A 20676-nucleotide genomic window follows, 5' to 3' on the forward strand; every position below is an offset into this window, starting at 1 on the left:
GCCCTCAATCGTTAGGAGAGGGCGGCACCAATGCTGAGGACAATCATGATGATGATAGCCAGACCCAGAACCAGCGGTATGACAAACCTCAACCAGCGCTCATACGAAATGCGACCGATCGCCAAACCGCCCATGACGACCGCAAAGGTCGGGTTGAACAGGTTCACCAGGCCGTTGGCAGACTGATAGGCTGTGACGACAAGGTCACGGCCGACACCCGCAAAATCCGCCATCGGCGCCATGATCGGCATGGAAAGCGTTGCCAGTCCCGAAGACGACGGCACCAGGAACGACATCAGCACCTGGATACCGAACATGGCATTGATGAACAGGAATTCGCTCAGCCCGGAGACGAAGCCCTCAGCCGAATGCAGGATCGTGTCGGTGATCTTGCCCGCATCCATGATGACCACGACACCACGGGCCACCCCTATGATCAGAGCGACGCCCAAGAGGTCTCTCGCACCGTCCACGAAGGTGTTGACGAAGGTTTCCTCGTCCACCCGTGAGCTCTCGTCGAACTTGCCAACCACCCAGACCGCGATGGCCATCAACAGGAAGAGCGCCGACATCTCGCCCATCCACCAGTCGAGGGCGACAACGCCGTAGATCATCACCGCGAAGGTCAGACCGAAGAGTGTGAGGATGACCGAGCGGGTCGTGGTCATGACCGGCAAGGTATCCCCCTCCTTTTCGGCCCCCTTGAGGAAATGAGCCTGATTGTCTTCGGCCATGTCGGCGACAATCGACGAAGACGGGTTGTTTTTCACCCGTTGTGCATAGCGAACGACGAAGGCAATTCCTGCAACAAGACAAAGCATCAGGATGACGAAACGCATCACGATGCCGTCGGTGAACGGAATGCCGGCACCCTGCGATGCGACGACCGTGGCAAATGCATTGAAGGTGGATCCAACTGTGCCGATCCCGGCGCCCAGCATGATCACCGCGACGCCCGTGACAGAGTCATATCCCGCACGGATAAAGACCGGAATGATCAGTGCGTAGAAGGCGAGCGTCTCCTCCGCCATGCCATAGCTGGTACCACCCAGGGCAAAGGCGATCATGAGGATCGGAATCATCAGGACCTCACGCCCCTGAAGCTTTGCCAGCAGCCATCCGATACCGGCATCGATCGCCCCGGTCCGCGTCACGACCATGAGGAACCCGCCGATGATCAAGACGAAAAGAGCGACATCAATCGCTGCACTTGAAGAGGATCCGAGCAGTTCCGGCTCGTACATGCCCGCAATCGGTGCGAGCAGGACAGATGTCAGGCCCTGGGGATTTGGATCGACCTGGTGATAGGTGCCGGGGACAGGCGCTTCGCTGCTCAGACTTTCGCTGTAGGCGCGCTCATACTCGCCCGCCGGGATGATCCAAGTCATGACGGCGACGACGGCAATCAAGGCGAATAGAATTGTAAATGCCGTAGGAAATTTGAAGGATTTCATTACGGCACCTTTCATATATTTGAATAAAAATACTCTCATTCCAGAATAACACCCAAGTATCATTGACAATTTGATCAGGGTCAATCGGTTGTGCTTTAATGATTGGTGACGTCAGCTCGCTGCCTGGGTCAGCACCGTTGCAGTTTGACGTGACGGTGAATGCAGGGTCGACGTCGGCTGATGGCAATTGTTGAACAGATATCCAAGGTTATCGACGCGCTCGTGATCATTCTGCTGATCACTGGCCTGCTCGCGTCGATTGTCTTGGCAATACGCGAGTTCCATCAGACGAACGGAAACTGGGCAGAGCGTATTTCAGGCCCGGTGCTCATCAAATTCCGCATCACGCTCGGCCGCTGGCTACTGGCCGGTCTGGAGGCACTCATCGTGTCCGACGTGCTTCACTCCATAATTCACCGCACATTGAACGAGGTCGCCATTGTCGGCGCAATCGTGGCTATACGAACGGCCCTTGCCTATTTCCTCGAGCGTGAGATTTCGCACGTCGAGAACGGGAATTCCGCCAGAACCTGACCCAACCGCCGGAACGAGAACGTGACAGACAACAACGGCGCCGCCAATGCGATGCGGCGGGAAGAGAAAGCGCCAGCCTTGTTTTGGGCGCTCGTGCCGATCCTCACGCTGGTACTGCTTCTTGCCGCAGCCTACAGCCTCTACGGCGACGAGGCGGCAGACGGAGCCAACCAGCTCGCCCTGACCTTCGCTGGGGTTACGGCGATTGTCGTCGGACGCCGGCATGGATACTCGTATGATGCAATGCGCGAGGCCGCGCTGGAGAGCGTCAACACAGGCCTTGGAGCAATCTTCATCCTGCTTGCCGTTGGAGCCCTGATCGGAACCTGGGCCATGAGCGGAACACTCGTGGCAATGGTCTACTGGGGCCTGAAGATCCTTTCGCCCGACTTCTTCTATTTCAGCGTGGTCCTGATCTGCGCCATCGTGGCCTTGTGCGTCGGCAGCTCATGGACCGTCGCAGGAACCATCGGCATCGGTCTGATGGGTGTCAGTCAGCAGATGGGGCTTGATCCGGCGATTACAGCCGGGGCGATCATCTCCGGCGCCTATTTCGGTGACAAGTCTTCCCCATTGTCGGATGCCACGAACCTTGCCACCGCCGCGGCCGGAGCCGACCTTTTCCACCACATCACCGAGACGCTCTGGACTTCGATTCCGACGCTGTGCATTTGCCTCGTGATCTTCCTGATGCTCGGCGCACCCGGCGACTTTGACGCCTCCGGCTTCAACTCCGAACTGGCACGCTCATTCAATGTCGGCGTCCTGCCATTCCTGCCGATACTGCTGGTCATGGGGCTGGCACTCTTTCGCTATCCCCCGTTCCTGACGATCTTTATCGGTGCGCTCGCAGGTGGTGTCGTCGCCGTCATCCTCTATCCGGATGCGGTGTTCCTGATGGCCGCTGATCCGGAGTTACCGACCGGCTGGGGGCTACTCAAGGGTGTGTGGACCACAATGGCACAAGGATACGTCTCGCAAACGGGAGCCGAGGTGGTCGACAACTTCCTGACCCGCGGCGGAATGGCGAGCATGCTCGTTACCGTCTGGCTCATTCTGTCCGCCCTCGCGTTTGGCGGGATCATCGACAGGATTGGCATCCTGGACAAGATCCTCGGAGGCATTCTTGAGGCGGCCCATACGACGGGACGGCTTGTCAGTGCGCTTGTGTTCGCTGCAATCGGCACAAATGTGCTTGCGTCCGATCAGTATATCGCCATCGTTCTGCCGGGTAAGCTGTTCCAGAAAGCCTTCCGCAAGATGGGCCTTGCCCCGGAAATTCTGTCTCGCGCACTGGGCGATTCCGCGACCGTCACCAGCGCACTCGTCCCCTGGAACAGTTGCGGAGCCTATATGGCGGCAACCCTTGGAGTCGCGACGGTATCCTACCTTCCGTTTGCATTCTTCAACATTCTCAACCCGCTTGTAACCATGGCATTGGCGTTCGCGGGGATCCGGATGCTGAAAGCGGCTAAGTCCACCTCCTAGGCGGGTGCACCAGCGCAGGCACTTGCCATTTGAGATCGCTGTTCTGAGTTGAAGCGAAAGAGCGCGCTAGGTCAGAGACTTGTTTTGTCGCCGGCCCGGCCGCTGGCAAAGGCTCCTGCTTGGGCACTCTCCCAACCGCAAGCTTGTTCCAACATCCTGACGACGGGAGGGGAAATTCAAGAAGCTCGCGCAATCACCCAAGGTAGGGAGCTGAGACGGAGAGCGCTTCGCCAATCTCGGCCAACGGCTTCGACCAGACCAGCCGGTAGAGTTCTTCTAAATGGCCCCGAGTGCAGTAGGAATCTTTCAGCTCATGATTGGTGTCTGTTCTAAAACTTGACGGGCGACAACATGACGTTCCGGGCGTCCTTGCCTGTAAACGACCCGCCTTCGGATATTCTGAGCGTATCATTTGGCACTGCGCTCCGAGGCGCTGATCTGTTTCTGATCAGGGTTTTCCATGTTTTCGCCAGCCCCACCGACAGAGCCTCGGGATCAAGGCAGCCAGGCCCGCCAAACTTCGTAAAGGCATTCGCTCTGCGCAAAACCCTCAGAACGCTCGTCTCAGCCGCGCTTGGGACGAGATCTCAGTTTGCTAGGTAAAACACCAGCTCACTGAAATTCATCGTCAGAGAAATAGTCGGGAAACTGCTCTCTCAGCTTCTCCACACGGCTGATCGTGCCAGACAAGTGCTCGTTCATTGCGGCCGCCGCGCGTTGAGCGTCACCTGCTTCGAGCCCTTCGATCACCTTGGCGTGCTGCTGAAGGATTGTTTCCATCTTGCCTTTCACAGGCAGCTCCAATCGCTGACAGCGACCGAGATGGCCCATTTTCCGGCGCACCATCTCGTTGATGCGGCTCATGCCGGCCCCTTCAAAGAGCGCCTCGTGGAAGGAACGGTCGAGCTCGTTGAAGAGGTCCATCTTGTCGATCTGCCCTTCCAACGTCGATTGCATGCGCAAGATTGTTCGAGCGCGATCGATGGTTTCGGTCTGTTTTGCGTCGGCAAGCCTTCGGACCACCTCGCATTCCACCGCAACACGCAAAAACTGCGTCTCATACAGCTGTTTGACATCAATCTGTGAAACCACGGTCCGGGACTGAGGGATGATCAGTACCAGGCCATCCTCTTCCAGGGCCTGCAATGCCTCTCGGACCGGGGCCTGGCTAACGCCGTACTGCTCTGCAATCTCGTTCCGGCTCAACGATGCGCCCGGGGGCAGTTCAAAATTGAGAATGCGCTCCCGCAGATGCCGGTAAACCCGCTCCGGTGCACCGCCAGACTTTGAGCCCACCGACCGCGTATTCCTTAAACTCTGCTGCATTTCTCTTCCGTTCTCGTGACAGTTCAAAAATATGCCGTTGCCAAGAATAGTCAACTAATATATTAGTTAGATGTTCGTTCTGATCGTGCGGAAAAAACCTGCACAGTACGAATTTTGGGAGGAGTTCTATGAAAGTTAATATTCTCGGCAAGACGCTTGCCATCGCGGCTGCGTTTGGCCTCAGTGTCGCTGTTTCTCATGCGGCAGATCGCGTCCTGAAAATCCAGACGTCATCAAATGCAAGCCACGCATCGCTCGCTTACCTCAACGAGGAATGGGTACCTAAGCTGGAGAAGATGACCGGTGGTTCTCTAAGCATTGAACTGTTGCCGGTTGATGCTGTTGTTCCGCGCCGCGAAACTGCCGAGGCCATTTCCGTCGGCATTCTTGATGGCGACCTGACTTCCATTAACTATTTCGCGGGCATTGATCCGGCCTTCGCACTCATGGGCGACCTGATTGCCGGCTATGACAGCGCAGACCAAATCCAGGCCTTCTGTGCCCAGGGTGGCGGCAAGGAAGTTCTGCAAAAGCTTTATGACGCGCACTTTCCTGGAGTTCACGTTGTCGGCTGTGGCGCCTACGCGCGCGAAGCTTTCGTGTCCAAGGTTCCGGTACGCGGTGTCGCAGACCTTAAAGGCTTGAAAATCCGCTCGCCCGAAGGCTTGGCTGCAGACGTATTCAAGCGCGCCGGCGCAGCGCCCGTCTCCATGTCAGGCTCGGAAACTTACGGCGCACTGGAAAAAGGCGTCATCGATGCGGCTGACAACTCGGCCTACGCGAACAACGATGCCAATGGAATGCACAAGATCGCAAAGTTCCCGATCTTCCCGGGCATCCATTCTACCCCGATCCTGCAGTTCACTATCAGCCAGTCCGTCTATGACGAGCTGAGCGAACAGCAGCGCCTGGCACTCGAGACCTGGTACCTCGCCGCCTATAACGGACTGCGCCAATACTTCGATCGGCTTGATCGTCAACTGGTTGCTCGTGACAAGGCCGAAGGTGAAATCGAGGTTATCGATTGGCCCCAGTCTGAACGCGACGCGCTGCGCACCATTGCTCAGGAAGCCTGGAACGACTTTGCGGCTGGCTCGGAGCTCGCCAAGGAAGTCTTCGACGCACACGTTGCGTTCATGAAGCAAGCCGGCCTGCTCTAAAGGCTCTCACACACCACATTGACTCACCCCGGGCTCTGCCCGGGGTGACACACCTCCTCGTGCAAATCATGAACGGGGAAGGTCCGGATATTGTCCGGCAAGGGAGAGGAACGAGATGGGCGACCAATACGACAAGGCGCTGGAAGCAACTGAAATCGAGATCGCGGCCCAGGATCCGGAACATCACGAAACGGATACACCGCGCAGCGAATATGGCCCGATCGAACACGCCAGCCATGTTACCGGCATCGCAGTTTCGACATTTTACCTCATTGCGGCTCTCGCAACGCTTTATGAAGTCTTCTCCCGATATGTGCTAAATGCCCCCACGTTTTGGGCATTCGAAACTGTCATGGTCACCGTCGCTGCCGCGTGGATGTTGTCGGCGGGCTATGTGACCATGAAAAAGCGCCATATCGCGATCACGGTCATCCATAACATCGCCAGCCCGACACAACGTTGGTGGCTCGAGCTTTTTGCAATGATCGTCGGCGTCATAGCGCTCTACATGCTTTTGACCGACGCACCGATCCGCGCCTATGACAGCATCGGGCGCATCGAGAAATCAGGATCCGCGTTCAACTCTCCGCTGCCAATGATGATGAAGTCGCTGATGGTCATCGGCGCCTTCATGTATCTCGCACAGCTCATGGTGAACCTGCACCGGCATCTGACCTCGAGTTGGGCCAAATGGCTGGTCAAGATTGTTGCCGCCTATTTCGTCGCCTACTTCGCTTCAGCCTTCCTGAGCCACGCACTCGACATCCAGCTTTTCGGCTACTTCTCTGACTTCGTTTCTGAAATCGGAAAGGATCTGGACCCCTCGAAGACCCTGCAACTGCGCAGTATGGATCTAGGCACCATCTCCATCATCATGGTGGTGTTGCTGGTCGCCCTGATGATGACGGGTATGCCCCTCGGCATCGTGACGCTTATCGTGTCAGTGATCATGGCGGTCGGCTTTTTTGGACCGCGCGGATTATTCCTGGTCAGCTCCAACGCCGTAGGATTGCTGGAACACTATTCGCTCGTCGCTGTGCCGTTCTTCGTGCTGATGGCATCAATCCTTGAGAGGGCCGGCATTGCCGAGGATCTGTTTGATGCCATGTCCATTTTTGCCGGCAACTTGCGCGGCGGCGTTGCGGTCCAAACGACAATCGTGGCCGTCATTCTGGCTGCGATGTCGGGTGTCATGGGCGGCGAGATCGTCATGCTCGGCCTCGTGGCGCTCCCGCAAATGTTCCGACTTGGATATGACCGCAAGCTTTCAATCGGCCTGATATGCGCCTCCGGGGCGCTGGCCACGCTGATCCCACCCTCGATTATCACCATTGTTTACGGCGTTTCTGCGGAAGTCGGCATCGGCGACCTTTTCATGGCTGGCGCCATACCCGGCGTCATGTTGGCCACCTTTTATGCCGGATATGTCTTGATCCGCGTGAATCTGAATACATCTCTGGCGCCCACAGCCACCGAAGTCGCACAACTGACGGGAACCGAGCAGAAGCTCTCCCGCGAGCGGCTCACCGCGGTGATCCTCTGCGTCATTCTGATCATGATGGTGATGGGTTCGATCTACGCCGGAATTGCCAGTGTAACGGAATCCGCTGCCGTCGGCTGCGTCGGAGCCCTCTTCATCGCTGCTGTCCGCAACCGCTTTAACTGGTCAGTCGTCTCGGCCTCGCTGCTGGGCACCATGACGACTGTGGGCACGATCATCTGGCTGATCCTGGGTGCGGTCAGCTTCGTCGGAATTTTCAACCTGGTTGGCGGCGGCGATTTCATTCGCTCGCTCTTCCTGAACCTTGGGCTTAGTGCCATGGGAACTGTCATCGTCATGATGCTGATCCTCATGGTGCTCGGCACATTCATGGAGTGGATCGCAATCGTCCTGATCACGGTTCCGGTTTTTGCTCCGGTGGTGATGACCCTCGCCCCTGAACTGGGGTTGACTGAAGATCAGGCGAAAATCTGGTTCGGCATCCTTTTTGTCATGAACATCCAGATCTACTTCCTGTCGCCTCCCTTTGGCCCTGCCTGTTTCTGGCTGAAGTCGGTCGCACCCAAGGACGTGACCTTGCAGGAAATTTTCATCGCCGTGCTGCCCTTCATTGGCCTGCAGGTTCTTGGCCTGGTGCTGGTGATGATGTTCCCGCAGATCGCACTCTTCCTGCCTGAACTCTTGAACTGAGGAGACTGCCATGATCGGCCGCGATTCCGACGATGACATCAATGGCTATGGCATGTGGCCCTGGGTTCTGGGCCTGGCTCTGGCCGGTGTGATCATCTTCCTGATGTTCACCCTTGCCCAACCGATTTCCTGACTGAGGTCTGACGAATGACAAAACGCCCCGAAGACCTCCGGTCCGCCCGCTGGTTTGCACCGGATGACCTGCGCTCCATGGGTCACCGATCACGCGCCATGCAGATGGGTCTTGACGGTGATGACTGGGAAGGCAAGCCGGTCATCGCGCTCATCAACACCTGGTCGGACCTTTCCCCCTGTCACCATCACCTGCGTGACCGGGCGGAGTTCGTGAAAAAAGGCGTGTACCAGGCTGGCGGAATGCCAGTCGAAATGCCGGTGCATTCCTTTTCCGAACAGTTCCTGAAACCGACATCCATGCTCTATCGCAACATGGGGGCCATGGAAGTCGAGGAAACGATCCGCTCCCACCCGATCGATGGCGTGGTTCTCATGGGCGGTTGCGACAAGTCAACACCAGCACTGGTCATGGGCGCACTGTCAGCGGGTCTCCCTTTCATATTCATGCCTGCCGGCGCGATGCTGAGAGGGAACTATGCCGGGCAGAAACTGGGCTCAGGTACGGATGTCTGGAAATACTGGGACGAACGGCGCGCGGGCAACATCGGCAAGGAAGAATGGGATGGTGTCCAAGGCGGCATCGCCCGAAGCTACGGCACATGCATGACCATGGGCACTGCCAGCACCATGATGTCGATCGCCGAAGGTTTTGGACTGACATTGCCTGGTGCTTCATCAATCCCCGCGCCGGATGCGGGACATAAACGGATGGCAGCGGCGTGCGGTCGCCGTATCGTTGACATGGTCTGGGAAGACCTTACCCCCGACAAGATCGTGACCCCCGCAGCGACAGCCAATGCCACCGTGATTGCGATGGCCACCGGCTGCTCGACCAACGCGATCATCCATCTGATCGCAATGGCAAAGCGTGCCGGTATTGACTGGGGGCTCGATGATCTGGACCGGATTGGCCACGAAGTTCCGGTCCTTGCCAACATCCGCCCGTCGGGCAGCGAATACCTGATGGAAGATTTCTTCTATGCCGGCGGTCTGCCCGCGCTCATGAAGGAACTCGGCGACAAGCTGGACCTGTCGGCCATCACGGTGAACGGCAAGACACTCGGCGAGAACATCAGCCCGGCAGTGAACTACAACGAAGACGTGATCCGGCCGCTGACCAACCCGGTCTACCACGAAGGATCGCTTGCCGTCCTGCGCGGCAACCTCGCACCAGACGGTGCGGTGATCAAACCGGCGGCCTGTGACCCCAAGTTCCACAAACACTCGGGCCCGGCCATCGTTGCCGACAGCTATCCGGAACTGAAGAAGATCGTCTCCGATCCCGATTACCCGATGACCCCCGACCATGTGCTGGTCCTGAGAAATGCCGGTCCGCAAGGCGGGCCGGGCATGCCCGAGTGGGGCATGATCCCGATGCCGCAGGCACTGTTGAAGGACGGTCACCGCGACATGGTCCGCCTCAGCGACGCCCGCATGTCCGGCACGTCCTACGGCGCCTGTGTACTCCACGTCGCCCCCGAATCCTTTGTCGGCGGACCGCTGGCCCTGATCCGCACTGGCGACATCATCGAGCTTGATGTGCCCAACCGCATCCTGCGGGTCGACATTTCGGACGAAGAACTCCAACAGCGGCGCAAGGACTGGATCCCGCCGGAACCGCGATACGAGCGTGGCTACGGGTACATGTTCTCCAAGCACGTTGAGCAGGCCGACAAGGGCTGCGACTTCGATTTCCTGCGCACCGAATTCGGCAAACCTGTCAGCGAACCGGAAATCTTCTGATGAGTCTTGATCTTTCCACCCGCCGGATTCCTGCCCGCCCGCCGCTGGCCGGGATCCCGAAGAGTTCCGCATCCCAAGATGCGATCAAGGGCGGACGGGTGATGCATGTCACCTTGCCGCTGGACAAGCCGATTTCAGACGCCAAGGTGTTGACCGGACGCCAGACGCCCCTGGCGGCGCATGAGCTGCTGTTCGTCGAACTGGTCAGCGAGGACGGGCACCGCGGCCTTGGCTTCAGCTACACATTGAGGGCGGGTGGTTCCGCGCTTTATGGCATCGGATGCGAACTGGCGCCGCTCCTTGCCGGGCAGGATCCGAATGACATCGCCCGCCTGTGGGAACGGCTGGCGTGGCAATCCATCTCGCTCGGGCGCGGCGGCGCGGCCTACCAGGCCATCTGCGCCCTCGACGTGGCCCTTTGGGACATGAAGGCTCGGCGGGCCAATCTGCCACTTGCCAAGCTGTTCGGCGCGCATCGCGATTCCTGCCGGATCTACAATTCCTCCGGCCAGTTTCTGCAGGCGTCCATTCCCGAAATGAAAGCGGCCGCCGATGCTTCGCTCGAACGCGGGATCGGCGGCATCAAGATGAAGGTCGGCCAGCCGGACGGACAGGAAGACCTGAAGCGGATCGATGCCCTGCGGGCGCATCTGCCTGGCGACATCACCATGATGATCGACGCGAACCAGCAATGGGACCGGGCTTATGCCTTGCAGTTCGGCCGCATCGTCGACGACATGGGACTGGGCTTCATCGAAGAACCCCTGGATGCCTGGGATTTCGAAGGCCACGCGGAACTGGCGCGTGCCCTTGCCACTCCGATCGCCACCGGGGAAATGCTGACCTCGCCCCAGGAACACTTTCAACTGATCGGCCTTGGCGGCTGCGACATCAGCCAGGCGGATGCACCACGGATCGGCGGCATCACGCCGTTCCTGAAGGTGATGGCGATGGCGGAAGCCAACCAGGTCCAACTGGCGCCGCATATGGTCATGGAGCTGCACCTGCATTTGGCTGCCGCCTTCCCGACCGAGCCCTGGGTCGAGCATTTCGAGTTCTACGACCCGCTTTTCAACGAGCACAACGAAATCCGCGACGGACGCATGCATGTGTCGAACCGCCCCGGATTGGGACTGAGCCTGTCGGACAGGGCGCATGATCTTGTTGTCGCCTCGCAGACCTTTGGAGATTTCAATGCCGCATGATCTTGCCCGCGCCCTGACCGGTGTGTCCGGGATCCTCGTCACGCCATTCGATGCCGCAGGCGAGATTGCCCCCGATCTGCAGGCCCCGGTGGTCGAACGCGCGATCAAGGCCGGTGTTCATGTCCTCACGGCGAATGGCAACACGGGCGAGTTCTACGGTCTGACCACCGATGAAGCTGTTGCGATGGTTGAGGCGTCCGCCCGTCACATCGCCAAACGCGTGCCACTGGTCGCCGGTGTCGGGCGCAGCATTCGCGATGCCTGCCGGTTGGCGGAGGCCTCTGCTGCGGCTGGTGCCGATGCCTTGATGATCCACCAGCCGCCCGACCCGTTCGTCGCGCCGCGCGGCATCGAGGATTACATCCGCGCGGTTCAGGAAGCCGGTGGCGGACTGCCGCTGGTTCTTTACCTGCGCAACGACGCCATCGGCACGGATGCCATCGCCAGCATTTGCCGGATCCCCAACGTCATCGGCGTAAAATGGGCGACGCCCAATCCCATGAAGCTGAAAGCCGCTATGGCAGCGGCCCCGGATCACATCATCTGGACCGGCGGCCTTGCCGAAGTCTGGGCCCCCGCCTTCTACGCAGTCGGCGCCAGAGGTTTTACATCCGGCCTTATCAATGTCTGGCCCGAGTGTTCGGTGGCGATCAATTCCTCTCTGGAGGCGGGCGACTTCGCAACGGCACGCACCTTGATCGGCGAAATGCAGGTGTTCGAGGACATTCGCGCCGAGGAACAGGGCGGCGCCAATGTACCCGGCGTCAAGGCAGCACTTTCTCTGATGGGCGAAGACTGCGGTGCCGCGCGCCCGCCGGCGGCCTGGCCGCTGAGCGAAAACCAGCTCGCCCGTCTCACCGATTTCATGCGGGCCAATGGCCTGATCAAAGCCTGACATCGCGGTGGTATCCCCCGCGCATCTAAAGAGAAATCCATGACCGAAACTTCCCCCAATCCAGACACGATCGAAAAGCTCCGCCATGTGTCCGTCGCAACCCTTGCAACCGCGCTCTACAAGCGTGGCCTGCGCCATCAGGTCATCCAGGACGTGCGACCGGTCAAGCCCAAGGGGCGCAACATGGTCGGCCCCGCCTTCACTCTGCGCTATATGCCGGCGCGCGAGGACCGCAACCAGCTGGTCGAGTTCCGCAATCCCAAGCATCCGCAGCGCCATGCCATCGAAACCTGTCCCCCGGGACACGTGCTCGTCATGGACAGCCGCAAGAATGCGACGGCGGCGAGCGCAGGTGACATCCTGATCACCCGGCTGATGGTGCGCGGCGGCGAAGGCGTCGTCACCGATGGCGGGTTCCGCGACGCCATGAACATCGGCGAACTGGAGATGCCGGCCTATCACTCCCGCCCGTCCAGCCCGACGAACCTGACCATCAACGAAGCCATCGACATCAATGTGCCGATCGGCTGCGGCGACGCGCCTGTATTCCCGGGCGACATCGTCGTCGGCGATGACGACAGCGTGATCATCATTCCGGCGCATCTGGCCGATGAAGTCGCTGCGGAAGCGACCGAGATGACTGCCTACGAGGACTTTGCCCTCGAACAGGTACAAGCTGGTGAAACCATCATCGGCCTCTACCCCGCGACACAGGAAGAAAATCTCGCCAGGTTCAAAGCCTGGCGCGAGAAAAACGACCGATGAACGACCACGGGCGAACAGTCCGGCTCGACCCGGCCGACAATGTGGTTGTCGCGCTGGCCGATATCCCCGCCGGGACAGAAATCCGCGCCGAGGGCATCACCGCGTTGCAAGACATTCCGGCCGGGCACAAGATCGCGACGCAGAAGATCTCCGCCGGCGCGCCTGTGCTGAAATACGCCACGGTCATCGGTTTCGCAGGCGGCGACTGCCCCCCGGGCACCTGGATGCATGCCCATAACGTGTTGATGGACGACGTGCAGAAGGACTACCGGTTCGCCCAGGACTATGTCCCGGCGGCCGTTCTGCCCGCGGCTGAGCGCGCCACGTTCGACGGCTACGCCCGCGCGGACGGAAGGGTCGGAACGCGCAACTACATCGGCATCTTCATCACCGTGAACTGCGCGGCCACGGTGGCGCGGCGCATCGCGGCCCATTTCACGCCCGAAAGACTTGCCGACTACCCGAACGTCGACGGCGTCATTCCCTTCATCCACCAGCAGGGCTGCGGAATGGAAATGACCGGCGAGCCGATGGACCTGCTCCAACGGACGCTCAAGGGCTATATCACCCACACGAATGTCGCCGCTGCCCTGGTTTGCTCCCTTGGCTGCGAACGCAACAACCTCGACCGGTTCTTCGAAGCGGCGGCAATAGAAATCGGGACCTCCCTGCAAACGGTTCGCATGCAATCCGTCGGCGGCACGGCGGCAGCCATCGAGGATGGGATCGCCAAGGTCTCGAAGATGCTGGCCCAAGCGAATTCGGTCTCCCGTACGCCGCAATCCGCCGAACACCTGGTCATCGGACTGCAATGCGGCGGGTCGGACGGATTTTCCGGCCTCTCGGCCAATCCTGCCCTCGGACGTGCCGTGGACCTGCTTGTCGAAAACGGCGGCACGGCCATTCTTTCCGAGACGCCAGAGCTCTACGGCATCGAACACACCTTGACCTCCCGCGCCCGGGACGAGGCGACGGGACGGGCGTTTCTGGACCGCATCAGCTGGTGGCTCGACTACACCAACGGCAAGGACGTGCAGATGCAGGGCGTTGTCGGCCCGGGGAACCAGGCCGGGGGTCTGGCGAACGTCATCGAAAAGGCGCTCGGCGGATCCAAGAAAGGCGGCTCGACCGGGATCGAGGCGGTCTATAAATACGGCGAGCCGGTCACTGCGCGCGGCCTCGTCATCATGGACACCCCCGGCTACGACCCGGTTGCGGCGACCGGACAGATCGCGGGTGGCGCGAACCTGATCTGCTTCACCACCGGTCGCGGATCCTGTTTCGGCTCCTACCCGTCCCCGACGATCAAGCTTGCCTCCAACTCGCAGATGTACGCCCGCATGCAGGGCGACATGGACATCAATTGCGGTCCTGTCCTCGACGGCACAGCCAGCCTCGACGACATGGGCCGGACGATCTTCAACGAAATTCTGTCGATTGCCTCCGGCGCCCGGTCGAAGAGCGAGGCGCTGGGTATCGGCGCCGAGGAATTCGCCCCCTGGCCGATTGGTGTCACCGGCTGACAAACCACAAGGAACCTGAGACATGACCGAGAAACAGGGCTTTGCCCCTCACGGCAATCATTTGATCGCCGGAGCCTGGGTTGGCGGGGAAGCGAGCTTTCTGTCGGAGCCCGCGCACGGCCCGGCGCATTCCTTTTCAGTCGGCTCGGCCGATCTGGTGAACCGTGCCTGCGAGGCGGCCGAAGATGCCTTCTGGTCCTACGGGTCATCGTCTCGAGAAGCCCGGGCGCAGTTCCTCAACGCCATTGCGGACGAAATCGAAGCCCGGGCGGACCAGATCACCGAAATCGGAACACAGGAGACGGGGCTTCCCGAGGCACGGCTGCAAGGCGAGCGCGGACGCACCACCGGTCAACTCCGGCTGTTTGCCCAGCATATCCTGGCCGGACACCACCTTGACCGGCGTCATGACGAGGCCTTGCCCGACCGTGCGCCCCTGCCCCGACCGGACCTGAAAATGGTGCAGCGTCCCGTCGGCCCCGTCGCCGTTTTCGGCGCGTCGAACTTCCCGCTGGCCTTCTCCACCGCCGGCGGCGATACGGCGGCGGCCCTGGCCGCAGGTTGCCCGGTTGTCGTCAAGGGACATTCCGCCCACCCCGGCACCGGCGAGATCGTCGCCGAGGCCATCAAGGCCGCAATCGAGACCTGCGGCGTTCATCCCGGCGTGTTCAGCCTGATCCAGGGTGGCAAACGCGATGTCGGCACCACGCTTGTCACTCATCCGCTGATTACCGCCGTCGGCTTCACCGGCTCGCTGCGCGGCGGACGGGCGCTGTTCGACCTGTGCGCTGCACGTGAGAACCCCATTCCCTTCTTCGGTGAGCTTGGATCCGTCAATCCGATGTTCCTTCTGCCCGAGGCGCTGAACGCCCGCGGGGCGGCACTGGCGCAAGGCTGGGCCGGATCGCTGACCATGGGCGCCGGGCAGTTCTGCACCAATCCCGGCATCGCGGTGGTGATCGAAGGACCGGACGCGGACGCCTTCACCGAAGCCGCTGGCAAGGCGCTGGAAGCCATCGGCCCGCAGACAATGCTGACCGACGGCATCGCGTCCGCCTACCGGAACGGCCGTGACCACATCAAGGATGTCAGCGGCGTCGAGGCGGTGGTGACGACCGACTGCAACGGGCGGACCGCGACGCCCTATCTCTACGCCACCACGGGCGACGCCTGGCTGACAAACGAGGTGCTTGGCGAGGAGGTCTTCGGACCGCTCGGCCTGATCGTCAGGGTCAAGGACATGGAGCAGATGCTGAAACTTGCGCACACGCTCAAGGGACAGCTGACCTGCACCTTGCATATGGACGCAGGCGACACCGAAGACGGGCAGAAGCTGATGCCCATCCTGGAACGCAAGGCTGGCCGCCTGCTCGCCAACGGCTTCCCCACCGGTGTGGAAGTCTGCGACGCCATGGTCCATGGCGGCCACTATCCGGCCTCGACAAATTTCGGCGCCACATCGGTCGGCACCCTGTCGATCCGCCGCTTCCTGCGTCCGGTCTGTTACCAGAACCTGCCGGACGACCTGCTTCCGCTCGATTTACGCTAAGGATTACGATCATGATTTCCCCCACCGATCTGCGTGACATCATCCGCTCCGGATTGCTGTCCTTTCCCGTCACGCCGTTCGATGCCGACGATGCCTTCAATCCGAAAGCCTTTGCCGCGCATCTGGAATGGTTGAGCCCGCACAAGATCGCCGGACTGATCGTCGCAGGCGGAACCGGCGAACTGTTCTCGCTAACCCCGGGCGAAGTGGTCGAGGTGGTCAGGACCGCCCGCGCGGCCCAGCCCGGCCAACCCGTCATCGCCGGCTGCGGCTACGGCACGAAGCTCGCCTGCGAGATGGCGCAGGCGATCGAAGACGCCGGGGCCGACGGCATCCTGTTGCTGCCGCATTACCTGATCGGAGCACCGCAGGCGGGCATCGAGGCGCATATTCGCACCGTGTGCAAGGCCACGAACATGGGCGTGATCGTCTACAACCGCGGCCAGTCCGTGGTCTCCGCGGATACGCTCGCCCGGCTGGCCGACGATTGCCCGAACCTGATCGGCTTCAAGGACGGCACTGGCGACATCGACACGGTGAAGCGGATTACCGTCGGCCTGGGCGACCGGCTGGCCTACATCGGCGGCATGCCGACGCACGAACTCTTCGCCCAGGCCTTCCGCGGCGCCGGCGTCGATACCTATTCGTCGGCGGTGTTCAATTTCGTTCCGGAAACGGCTCTTGCCTTCCACAAGGCGTTCAAGGCCGGGGATGATGCAGCGTGCAACAACATGCTGCGCGATTTCTACTATCCCTTCGCGAAGATCCGCGACCGCCAGACCGGCTACGCCGTGTCCGCCATCAAGGCAGGCGTTGCCTTGAAAGGGTTTGAGACAGGTCCGGTTCGCCCGCCGCTGACCGACCTGACGGACGAAGAGCGCCAGATGCTCAAGACCTTGATCTCCGGTTTCAGGTAGCAGCCAGAACGGTCACTGGGGGCATCCAAGTCTGAGCGGTTTGGATGCCCTGCCGCTCAACATTGAATACACCGCTTTGCGGGTTGCAGAACGTCTCGATGTAGCCGGGCACGTCCTGCCTGCTCTCGACGCGGATCCTTCAGGTCCGGTGTCTTGTTCTTTCGCGCTTGAGCAGATTGAAGAGGCTTTCGGCAACAGCGTCGTCATGACAATTGCCGCACCGGCTCATGCGGCGAACCATACTGTGGTGTCGAAGGAAGTTGGCCGAATCCACGCTCGTGAATTGGAACCCTGATCGGAATGGCCCAGCTTCCTGCGAAATCTCCGCAACCAGATAGCCTCACTCGGTAATCTGGCGCACCGCATCGCGCTTGAACTCGCAGTGACGTTACCTTTGCGCATGAACGCCTCCTCGCCCCAAGTTTGGGAAAGAAGGCGTCGATAGATCCAAGGGCTAGTCAATCCCCTATACGACAATCCTATAAGCGCGATCATATGTGCCGAATCCCGACGATCAATCTTCTTCGCCCTGAACCGACCGTGCCAGCTCTCTGGGGGCCAAGCCGTACTTGCGCCGGAACATCGTCGAAAAATGCGCTGAACTGTTGAAGCCGTGATCGAAAGCGATCGACGTAATCGATCGCCGCTCTCCGCGCGACAGGCGATCGTAGCAAAGTTGCAGGCGACGGTTCCAAATCCACTCGGAAGCGGACATTTCGCAGTGCTTGAAAACCTGATGCAGGTATCGCACCGACATGCCGTTGGCGAAGGCAACCTTTTCAAGTGAGAGGGCCGGGTCGCCGAGATTCTGCTCGATCCATTGCTGCACAGAGCGCAACCGCGCCATTTGCACGGACCCCTCGCTACCCGGGAGGTCTGCGGCGCTCGTCATCAATGCAAGGGCCAAGGTATCCATGAGCTGACTGCCAAGGCACGCTCTGGTTTCCGGAGCAAGACGCGCGCCCTCCATCGCCAACATGGAGCAGAATTCCGTGGCAATCCGGCCAAGGCCCATTGTCGTGTTCATGGTGGCGACAATCGGAACCTCTTCCTTCGGAAACCGACTGGCAAATGCCTGCCGCGGGAGCTCGAGGTAGAAGGCTCGCGCCTCGCCAAGCACCTGCAATTCATATTGCTCGGTCGCGCAGAAGATTGCCCCGCGCGCCGCATTCGTATTCAGGGTTTGCCCATCCTGCACAATATTGAGGTGCCCAGAATGGACCAGTTGCAGGTAGTAGCAGTCCTTGTCGATACGGGAGATGTGACGGTTGTTTCGCTTGATCCGCTGCTCTGACAGCAGAATATCGCTCATCATCACATCGCCGAACTGCGCTTCCTTTATGAAGCCACGATAGTCCTCAGGTTCCGTCGCATCCACGTCGACGTGAACATAGAAATCGCAGATCGCGGACTGCCAGGCCTTGTAACGGTCCTCGCGCGCAAACCTGTCGGTCGTGAAAACAAGATCCATCGGCTCCTCCCCAGCCAGACGTCTCTAAATCATATGGCGACTGTCAGTTCGCCGTATGCGCATAAGCTTCTTTTCCGGCTTATGACTTCAATACACTAACGTGCGTGTGAATATCAGACAAGCAGCATTCATGCTGTGCACTCTCAGGCAACAAATACTGCACGCTCAAACAAGAACGGTTCCGGCCCCGGTCATAGTCTCTGCGTCAAGGCATCCCGAGAGATGCCGCGATTTCACTTGGCGGAGGGAAGACTGGAATGAAGATTGCCGGACGTTTGAGCCAGGAACAGATCGTATTCGCTCTGGCGATCCTCCTGTGTCTGGGCTTCGCGGTCACCCTGCCGGGTTTTCTGACCGCCACCAACCTGCTCAATCTGGTTCGAAGCGTGTCCATCCTGGGCATATTGGGCGTCGCGATGGGGCTGGTCGTCATCGGCCGCGGCATCGACCTTTCGCTGGTGGCGACGATGGCAATTTCGGTCGCCTGGGCCCTGCAATTGATTTCGGTGGGAGTGGGAACGCCAGAAGCGGTTCTCCTCGGGCTTTGCTTCTGCCTTGCGGTCGGCGCGATCAATGGCATCCTGATCGCCTATGTCGAGATACCCGCAATCTTCGCAACACTCGCGATGGGTACGGCAATCTACGGCTTCGGCCGCTATTTCCTGTTCAGCCTCGACGTCATCTACATGCCCGAAGTATCAAACAGCCTGCTCTGGCTTGGCCAAGGGCGGCTCATGGGCATCCCGGTTCCCATTTACATTTTCCTGCTGGTTTGTGCAGGGGCGGCACTGTTCCTGCGATACACGAAGTATGGCCGCTACCTGCGTGCAGTAGGGGACAACCTGCAGGCCGCACGGATCACCGGTGTACCTGCGCGCCCGATTATCGTCCTGCAATACATGCTGTCCTCGACGATAGGCTTCGTTGCCGGGATGGTGACCGCGGGTTCGGTCGCCAGCATGAACACCCGCATCGCCAACTCCACCTTCATCTATGACGTCATCCTGGTGGTCGTGCTGGGCGGCATCGGCCTGTCCGGTGGCCGTGGCCGTGTCAGCAACGTGATCGTCGGGACCCTGCTGATCGGCGTTCTGCTGAACGGAATGACCATCATGAACATCGAATACACGGTCCAGAACGTCATCAAGGGCATCATTCTTCTGACCGCAATCGTGATCGACACGATCCTGAATCCCCGCGACGAGCAAACAGCGCAACAAGGGGACATTTGAGTCCGTTTTCATTGGGAGGAAAGCATGAAGACGATCCAGAAACTGGCATTCGCCATGACTGCCGCATTCACAGTAGCAGCGACACCGCTCCTCGCTCAGGGTATCGACGACCCGACGCGAGAGGCCTACTACAGTTCTTTCACCGGCAAGCGGGTGGCCTATGTTCCGGTTGCAATGGGTTTCGACCTGACCGAAGGCTGGGCTGCCGGGCTCAAGGAAGCACTTGAGCCGCTTGGAATCCAGTTCGACATCCGCGACCCCAATTGGAGCACAGCTGCAGGTGCCCAGGCGATCACTGCCCTTATCTCAGAAAAGCCAGACGTCCTTGTGGTTCACAACCCGGACGTACAATCCTACGCACGCCTTTTGAAGAAGGCCGAGGAGGCAGGAATCTACGTCGTGCAGGTGAACATGCGGTCCAGCTATTCGACGGACGCCTTCATCGGCGCCGACTATGTCGGCATGGGAGAAGCGATTGGCCGGCGCATGGTCGAGGTCTGCTCTCCAGAAAACGGCGGCAGCGGCAAGGTGGCGATCACCCAGGGCGTTCTGACCGCCGCCGCCAGTGCCTATCAGATGAAGGGCATCAGCAATATCCTGGAGCAGCACCCGGAAATCCAACTGGTGTCAAACCAGGCGGCAGACTGGGATGCGACCAAGGCCAAGAACATCGCCACGACTGTGATCCAGCAGCATCCGGACCTGTGCGCGATCACCGGTTTCTGGGACGTGATGGACGTCGGTACATCCGCGGCCATCAAGGAATCCGGCAAGGACGTCTATCTGTTGACCCAGGGCGGCGGCAACAAGTCTGCCTGTGACGGCCTTGAGAACGGCACCTACTCGGAAGTTGTTGTCTATCACGTACCCGGTCAGGCGCGCGACATGGCGAACATGATCAAGCAGCTTCTGCAGCTCAAGCAGGAGCCCGGCTCGATGAAGACGACCCTGTTCACGCCGCTTCAGTTCCTGACGAAAGACAACATGGAGCCCGGCTCCTGCTGGGCGCTGCCCGGTCAGAAGTAACCGCCTCCCTGCCGGCGCGGCCTGACCAGGGACGCGCCGGCCCCTACTCCTGAAATCAGAGC

At 60.0% G+C, this 20676-nt stretch carries 17 protein-coding genes and 1 pseudogene; 14 read left to right on the forward strand and 4 right to left on the reverse strand.

The features are described from left to right. Positions 1–11: 11 nt before the first annotated feature. Positions 12–1493, reverse strand: coding sequence for a YfcC family protein (locus tag ACN0SY_RS09395; RefSeq protein WP_417686631.1), 1482 nt, complete (start codon positions 1491–1493; stop codon positions 12–14). Positions 1494–1634: 141 nt separating this feature from the next. Between ACN0SY_RS09395 and ACN0SY_RS09400 the strand changes: the two genes are divergently transcribed. After that, entirely contained in the window at positions 1635–1988 is a 354-nt protein-coding gene (locus ACN0SY_RS09400) for a DUF1622 domain-containing protein (protein ID WP_417686633.1), read from the forward strand. A gap of 21 nt (positions 1989–2009) precedes the next feature. Then, entirely contained in the window at positions 2010–3476 is a 1467-nt protein-coding gene (nhaC, locus tag ACN0SY_RS09405) for a Na+/H+ antiporter NhaC (RefSeq protein WP_417686635.1), read from the forward strand. A gap of 612 nt (positions 3477–4088) precedes the next feature. Here the strand turns inward: nhaC and ACN0SY_RS09410 are convergent. Further along, entirely contained in the window at positions 4089–4856 is a 768-nt protein-coding gene (locus tag ACN0SY_RS09410; protein WP_417686637.1) for a GntR family transcriptional regulator, read from the reverse strand. 74 nt (positions 4857–4930) lie between these two features. Here ACN0SY_RS09410 and ACN0SY_RS09415 point away from each other — a divergent pair, with 74 nt between their 5' ends. The 10 genes from ACN0SY_RS09415 to kdgD all read left to right on the forward strand — a co-directional run bounded on the left by ACN0SY_RS09415 (position 4931) and on the right by kdgD (position 16885). Then, positions 4931–5962, forward strand: a complete 1032-nt coding sequence (locus tag ACN0SY_RS09415) for a TRAP transporter substrate-binding protein (protein ID WP_417686639.1) — start codon at positions 4931–4933, stop codon at positions 5960–5962. Between the two features lie 115 nt (positions 5963–6077). Next, a complete protein-coding gene (locus ACN0SY_RS09420; protein ID WP_417686640.1) occupies positions 6078–8153 on the forward strand; it encodes a TRAP transporter large permease subunit in 2076 nt (691 codons plus the stop codon). A gap of 10 nt (positions 8154–8163) precedes the next feature. Further along, the gene (locus tag ACN0SY_RS09425; protein ID WP_417686642.1) at positions 8164–8286 is read left to right on the forward strand and encodes a hypothetical protein; all 123 of its coding nucleotides are present in this window, start codon (positions 8164–8166) and stop codon (positions 8284–8286) included. A 14-nt stretch (positions 8287–8300) separates the two neighbouring features. After that, the gene (gene araD, locus ACN0SY_RS09430) at positions 8301–10031 is read left to right on the forward strand and encodes an L-arabinonate dehydratase (protein ID WP_417686644.1); all 1731 of its coding nucleotides are present in this window, start codon (positions 8301–8303) and stop codon (positions 10029–10031) included. After that, positions 10031–11236 carry an L-talarate/galactarate dehydratase gene (locus tag ACN0SY_RS09435; RefSeq protein WP_417686646.1) on the forward strand — a complete coding sequence of 402 codons (1206 nt, stop codon included), beginning with the start codon at positions 10031–10033 and terminating at the stop codon, positions 11234–11236. The genes araD and ACN0SY_RS09435 overlap by 1 nt, the downstream gene beginning before the upstream one ends. Continuing rightward, complete coding sequence (locus ACN0SY_RS09440) at positions 11226–12131, forward strand: dihydrodipicolinate synthase family protein (protein ID WP_417686648.1); 906 nt, start codon at positions 11226–11228, stop codon at positions 12129–12131. Before ACN0SY_RS09435 ends, ACN0SY_RS09440 begins: the two co-directional genes overlap by 11 nt. A gap of 39 nt (positions 12132–12170) precedes the next feature. Beyond that, a complete protein-coding gene (locus ACN0SY_RS09445; protein WP_417686650.1) occupies positions 12171–12896 on the forward strand; it encodes a ribonuclease activity regulator RraA in 726 nt (241 codons plus the stop codon). Then, positions 12893–14419 carry a UxaA family hydrolase gene (locus ACN0SY_RS09450; protein WP_417686652.1) on the forward strand — a complete coding sequence of 509 codons (1527 nt, stop codon included), beginning with the start codon at positions 12893–12895 and terminating at the stop codon, positions 14417–14419. Before ACN0SY_RS09445 ends, ACN0SY_RS09450 begins: the two co-directional genes overlap by 4 nt. Before the next feature lie 22 nt (positions 14420–14441). Further along, positions 14442–15968 carry an aldehyde dehydrogenase (NADP(+)) gene (locus ACN0SY_RS09455; protein WP_417686654.1) on the forward strand — a complete coding sequence of 509 codons (1527 nt, stop codon included), beginning with the start codon at positions 14442–14444 and terminating at the stop codon, positions 15966–15968. Between the two features lie 11 nt (positions 15969–15979). Then, complete coding sequence (kdgD, locus tag ACN0SY_RS09460) at positions 15980–16885, forward strand: 5-dehydro-4-deoxyglucarate dehydratase (protein WP_417686656.1); 906 nt, start codon at positions 15980–15982, stop codon at positions 16883–16885. A 76-nt stretch (positions 16886–16961) separates the two neighbouring features. Here kdgD and ACN0SY_RS09465 read toward each other — a convergent pair. Beyond that, a pseudogene (locus ACN0SY_RS09465) lies at positions 16962–17224 on the reverse strand (IS3 family transposase); the annotation flags it as partial. 175 nt (positions 17225–17399) lie between these two features. Next, positions 17400–18356, reverse strand: coding sequence for a helix-turn-helix domain-containing protein (locus ACN0SY_RS09470; protein WP_417686658.1), 957 nt, complete (start codon positions 18354–18356; stop codon positions 17400–17402). A 257-nt stretch (positions 18357–18613) separates the two neighbouring features. On the opposite strand from ACN0SY_RS09470, the gene ACN0SY_RS09475 reads away from it, so the two are divergent. Both ACN0SY_RS09475 and ACN0SY_RS09480 read left to right on the forward strand, forming a co-directional pair. Beyond that, positions 18614–19588, forward strand: coding sequence for an ABC transporter permease (locus tag ACN0SY_RS09475; RefSeq protein WP_417686660.1), 975 nt, complete (start codon positions 18614–18616; stop codon positions 19586–19588). A gap of 24 nt (positions 19589–19612) precedes the next feature. After that, positions 19613–20614, forward strand: coding sequence for a sugar ABC transporter substrate-binding protein (locus ACN0SY_RS09480; RefSeq protein ID WP_417686662.1), 1002 nt, complete (start codon positions 19613–19615; stop codon positions 20612–20614). The last annotated feature ends 62 nt before the right edge of the window (positions 20615–20676 follow it).

This window comes from Roseibium sp. (assembly GCF_048261595.1).
GTDB lineage: Bacteria > Pseudomonadota > Alphaproteobacteria > Rhizobiales > Stappiaceae > Roseibium.

Excerpts from the sequence above, each read along its gene's own strand:
- kdgD (WP_417686656.1), top strand. The coding sequence starts at position 15,980 with ATGATTTCCCCCACCGATCTGCGTGACATCATCCGCTCCGGATTGCTG.
- ACN0SY_RS09475 (WP_417686660.1), top strand. The coding sequence starts at position 18,614 with ATGAAGATTGCCGGACGTTTGAGCCAGGAACAGATCGTATTCGCTCTG.
- ACN0SY_RS09435 (WP_417686646.1), top strand. The coding sequence starts at position 10,031 with ATGAGTCTTGATCTTTCCACCCGCCGGATTCCTGCCCGCCCGCCGCTG.
- araD (WP_417686644.1), top strand. The coding sequence starts at position 8,301 with ATGACAAAACGCCCCGAAGACCTCCGGTCCGCCCGCTGGTTTGCACCG.
- ACN0SY_RS09455 (WP_417686654.1), top strand. The coding sequence starts at position 14,442 with ATGACCGAGAAACAGGGCTTTGCCCCTCACGGCAATCATTTGATCGCC.
- ACN0SY_RS09480 (WP_417686662.1), top strand. The coding sequence starts at position 19,613 with ATGAAGACGATCCAGAAACTGGCATTCGCCATGACTGCCGCATTCACA.
- ACN0SY_RS09400 (WP_417686633.1), top strand. The coding sequence starts at position 1,635 with ATGGCAATTGTTGAACAGATATCCAAGGTTATCGACGCGCTCGTGATC.
- ACN0SY_RS09425 (WP_417686642.1), top strand. The coding sequence starts at position 8,164 with ATGATCGGCCGCGATTCCGACGATGACATCAATGGCTATGGCATGTGG.
- ACN0SY_RS09415 (WP_417686639.1), top strand. The coding sequence starts at position 4,931 with ATGAAAGTTAATATTCTCGGCAAGACGCTTGCCATCGCGGCTGCGTTT.
- ACN0SY_RS09445 (WP_417686650.1), top strand. The coding sequence starts at position 12,171 with ATGACCGAAACTTCCCCCAATCCAGACACGATCGAAAAGCTCCGCCAT.
- ACN0SY_RS09470 (WP_417686658.1), bottom strand. The coding sequence starts at position 18,356 with ATGGATCTTGTTTTCACGACCGACAGGTTTGCGCGCGAGGACCGTTAC.
- ACN0SY_RS09450 (WP_417686652.1), top strand. The coding sequence starts at position 12,893 with ATGAACGACCACGGGCGAACAGTCCGGCTCGACCCGGCCGACAATGTG.
- ACN0SY_RS09395 (WP_417686631.1), bottom strand. The coding sequence starts at position 1,493 with ATGAGAGTATTTTTATTCAAATATATGAAAGGTGCCGTAATGAAATCC.
- ACN0SY_RS09420 (WP_417686640.1), top strand. The coding sequence starts at position 6,078 with ATGGGCGACCAATACGACAAGGCGCTGGAAGCAACTGAAATCGAGATC.
- ACN0SY_RS09440 (WP_417686648.1), top strand. The coding sequence starts at position 11,226 with ATGCCGCATGATCTTGCCCGCGCCCTGACCGGTGTGTCCGGGATCCTC.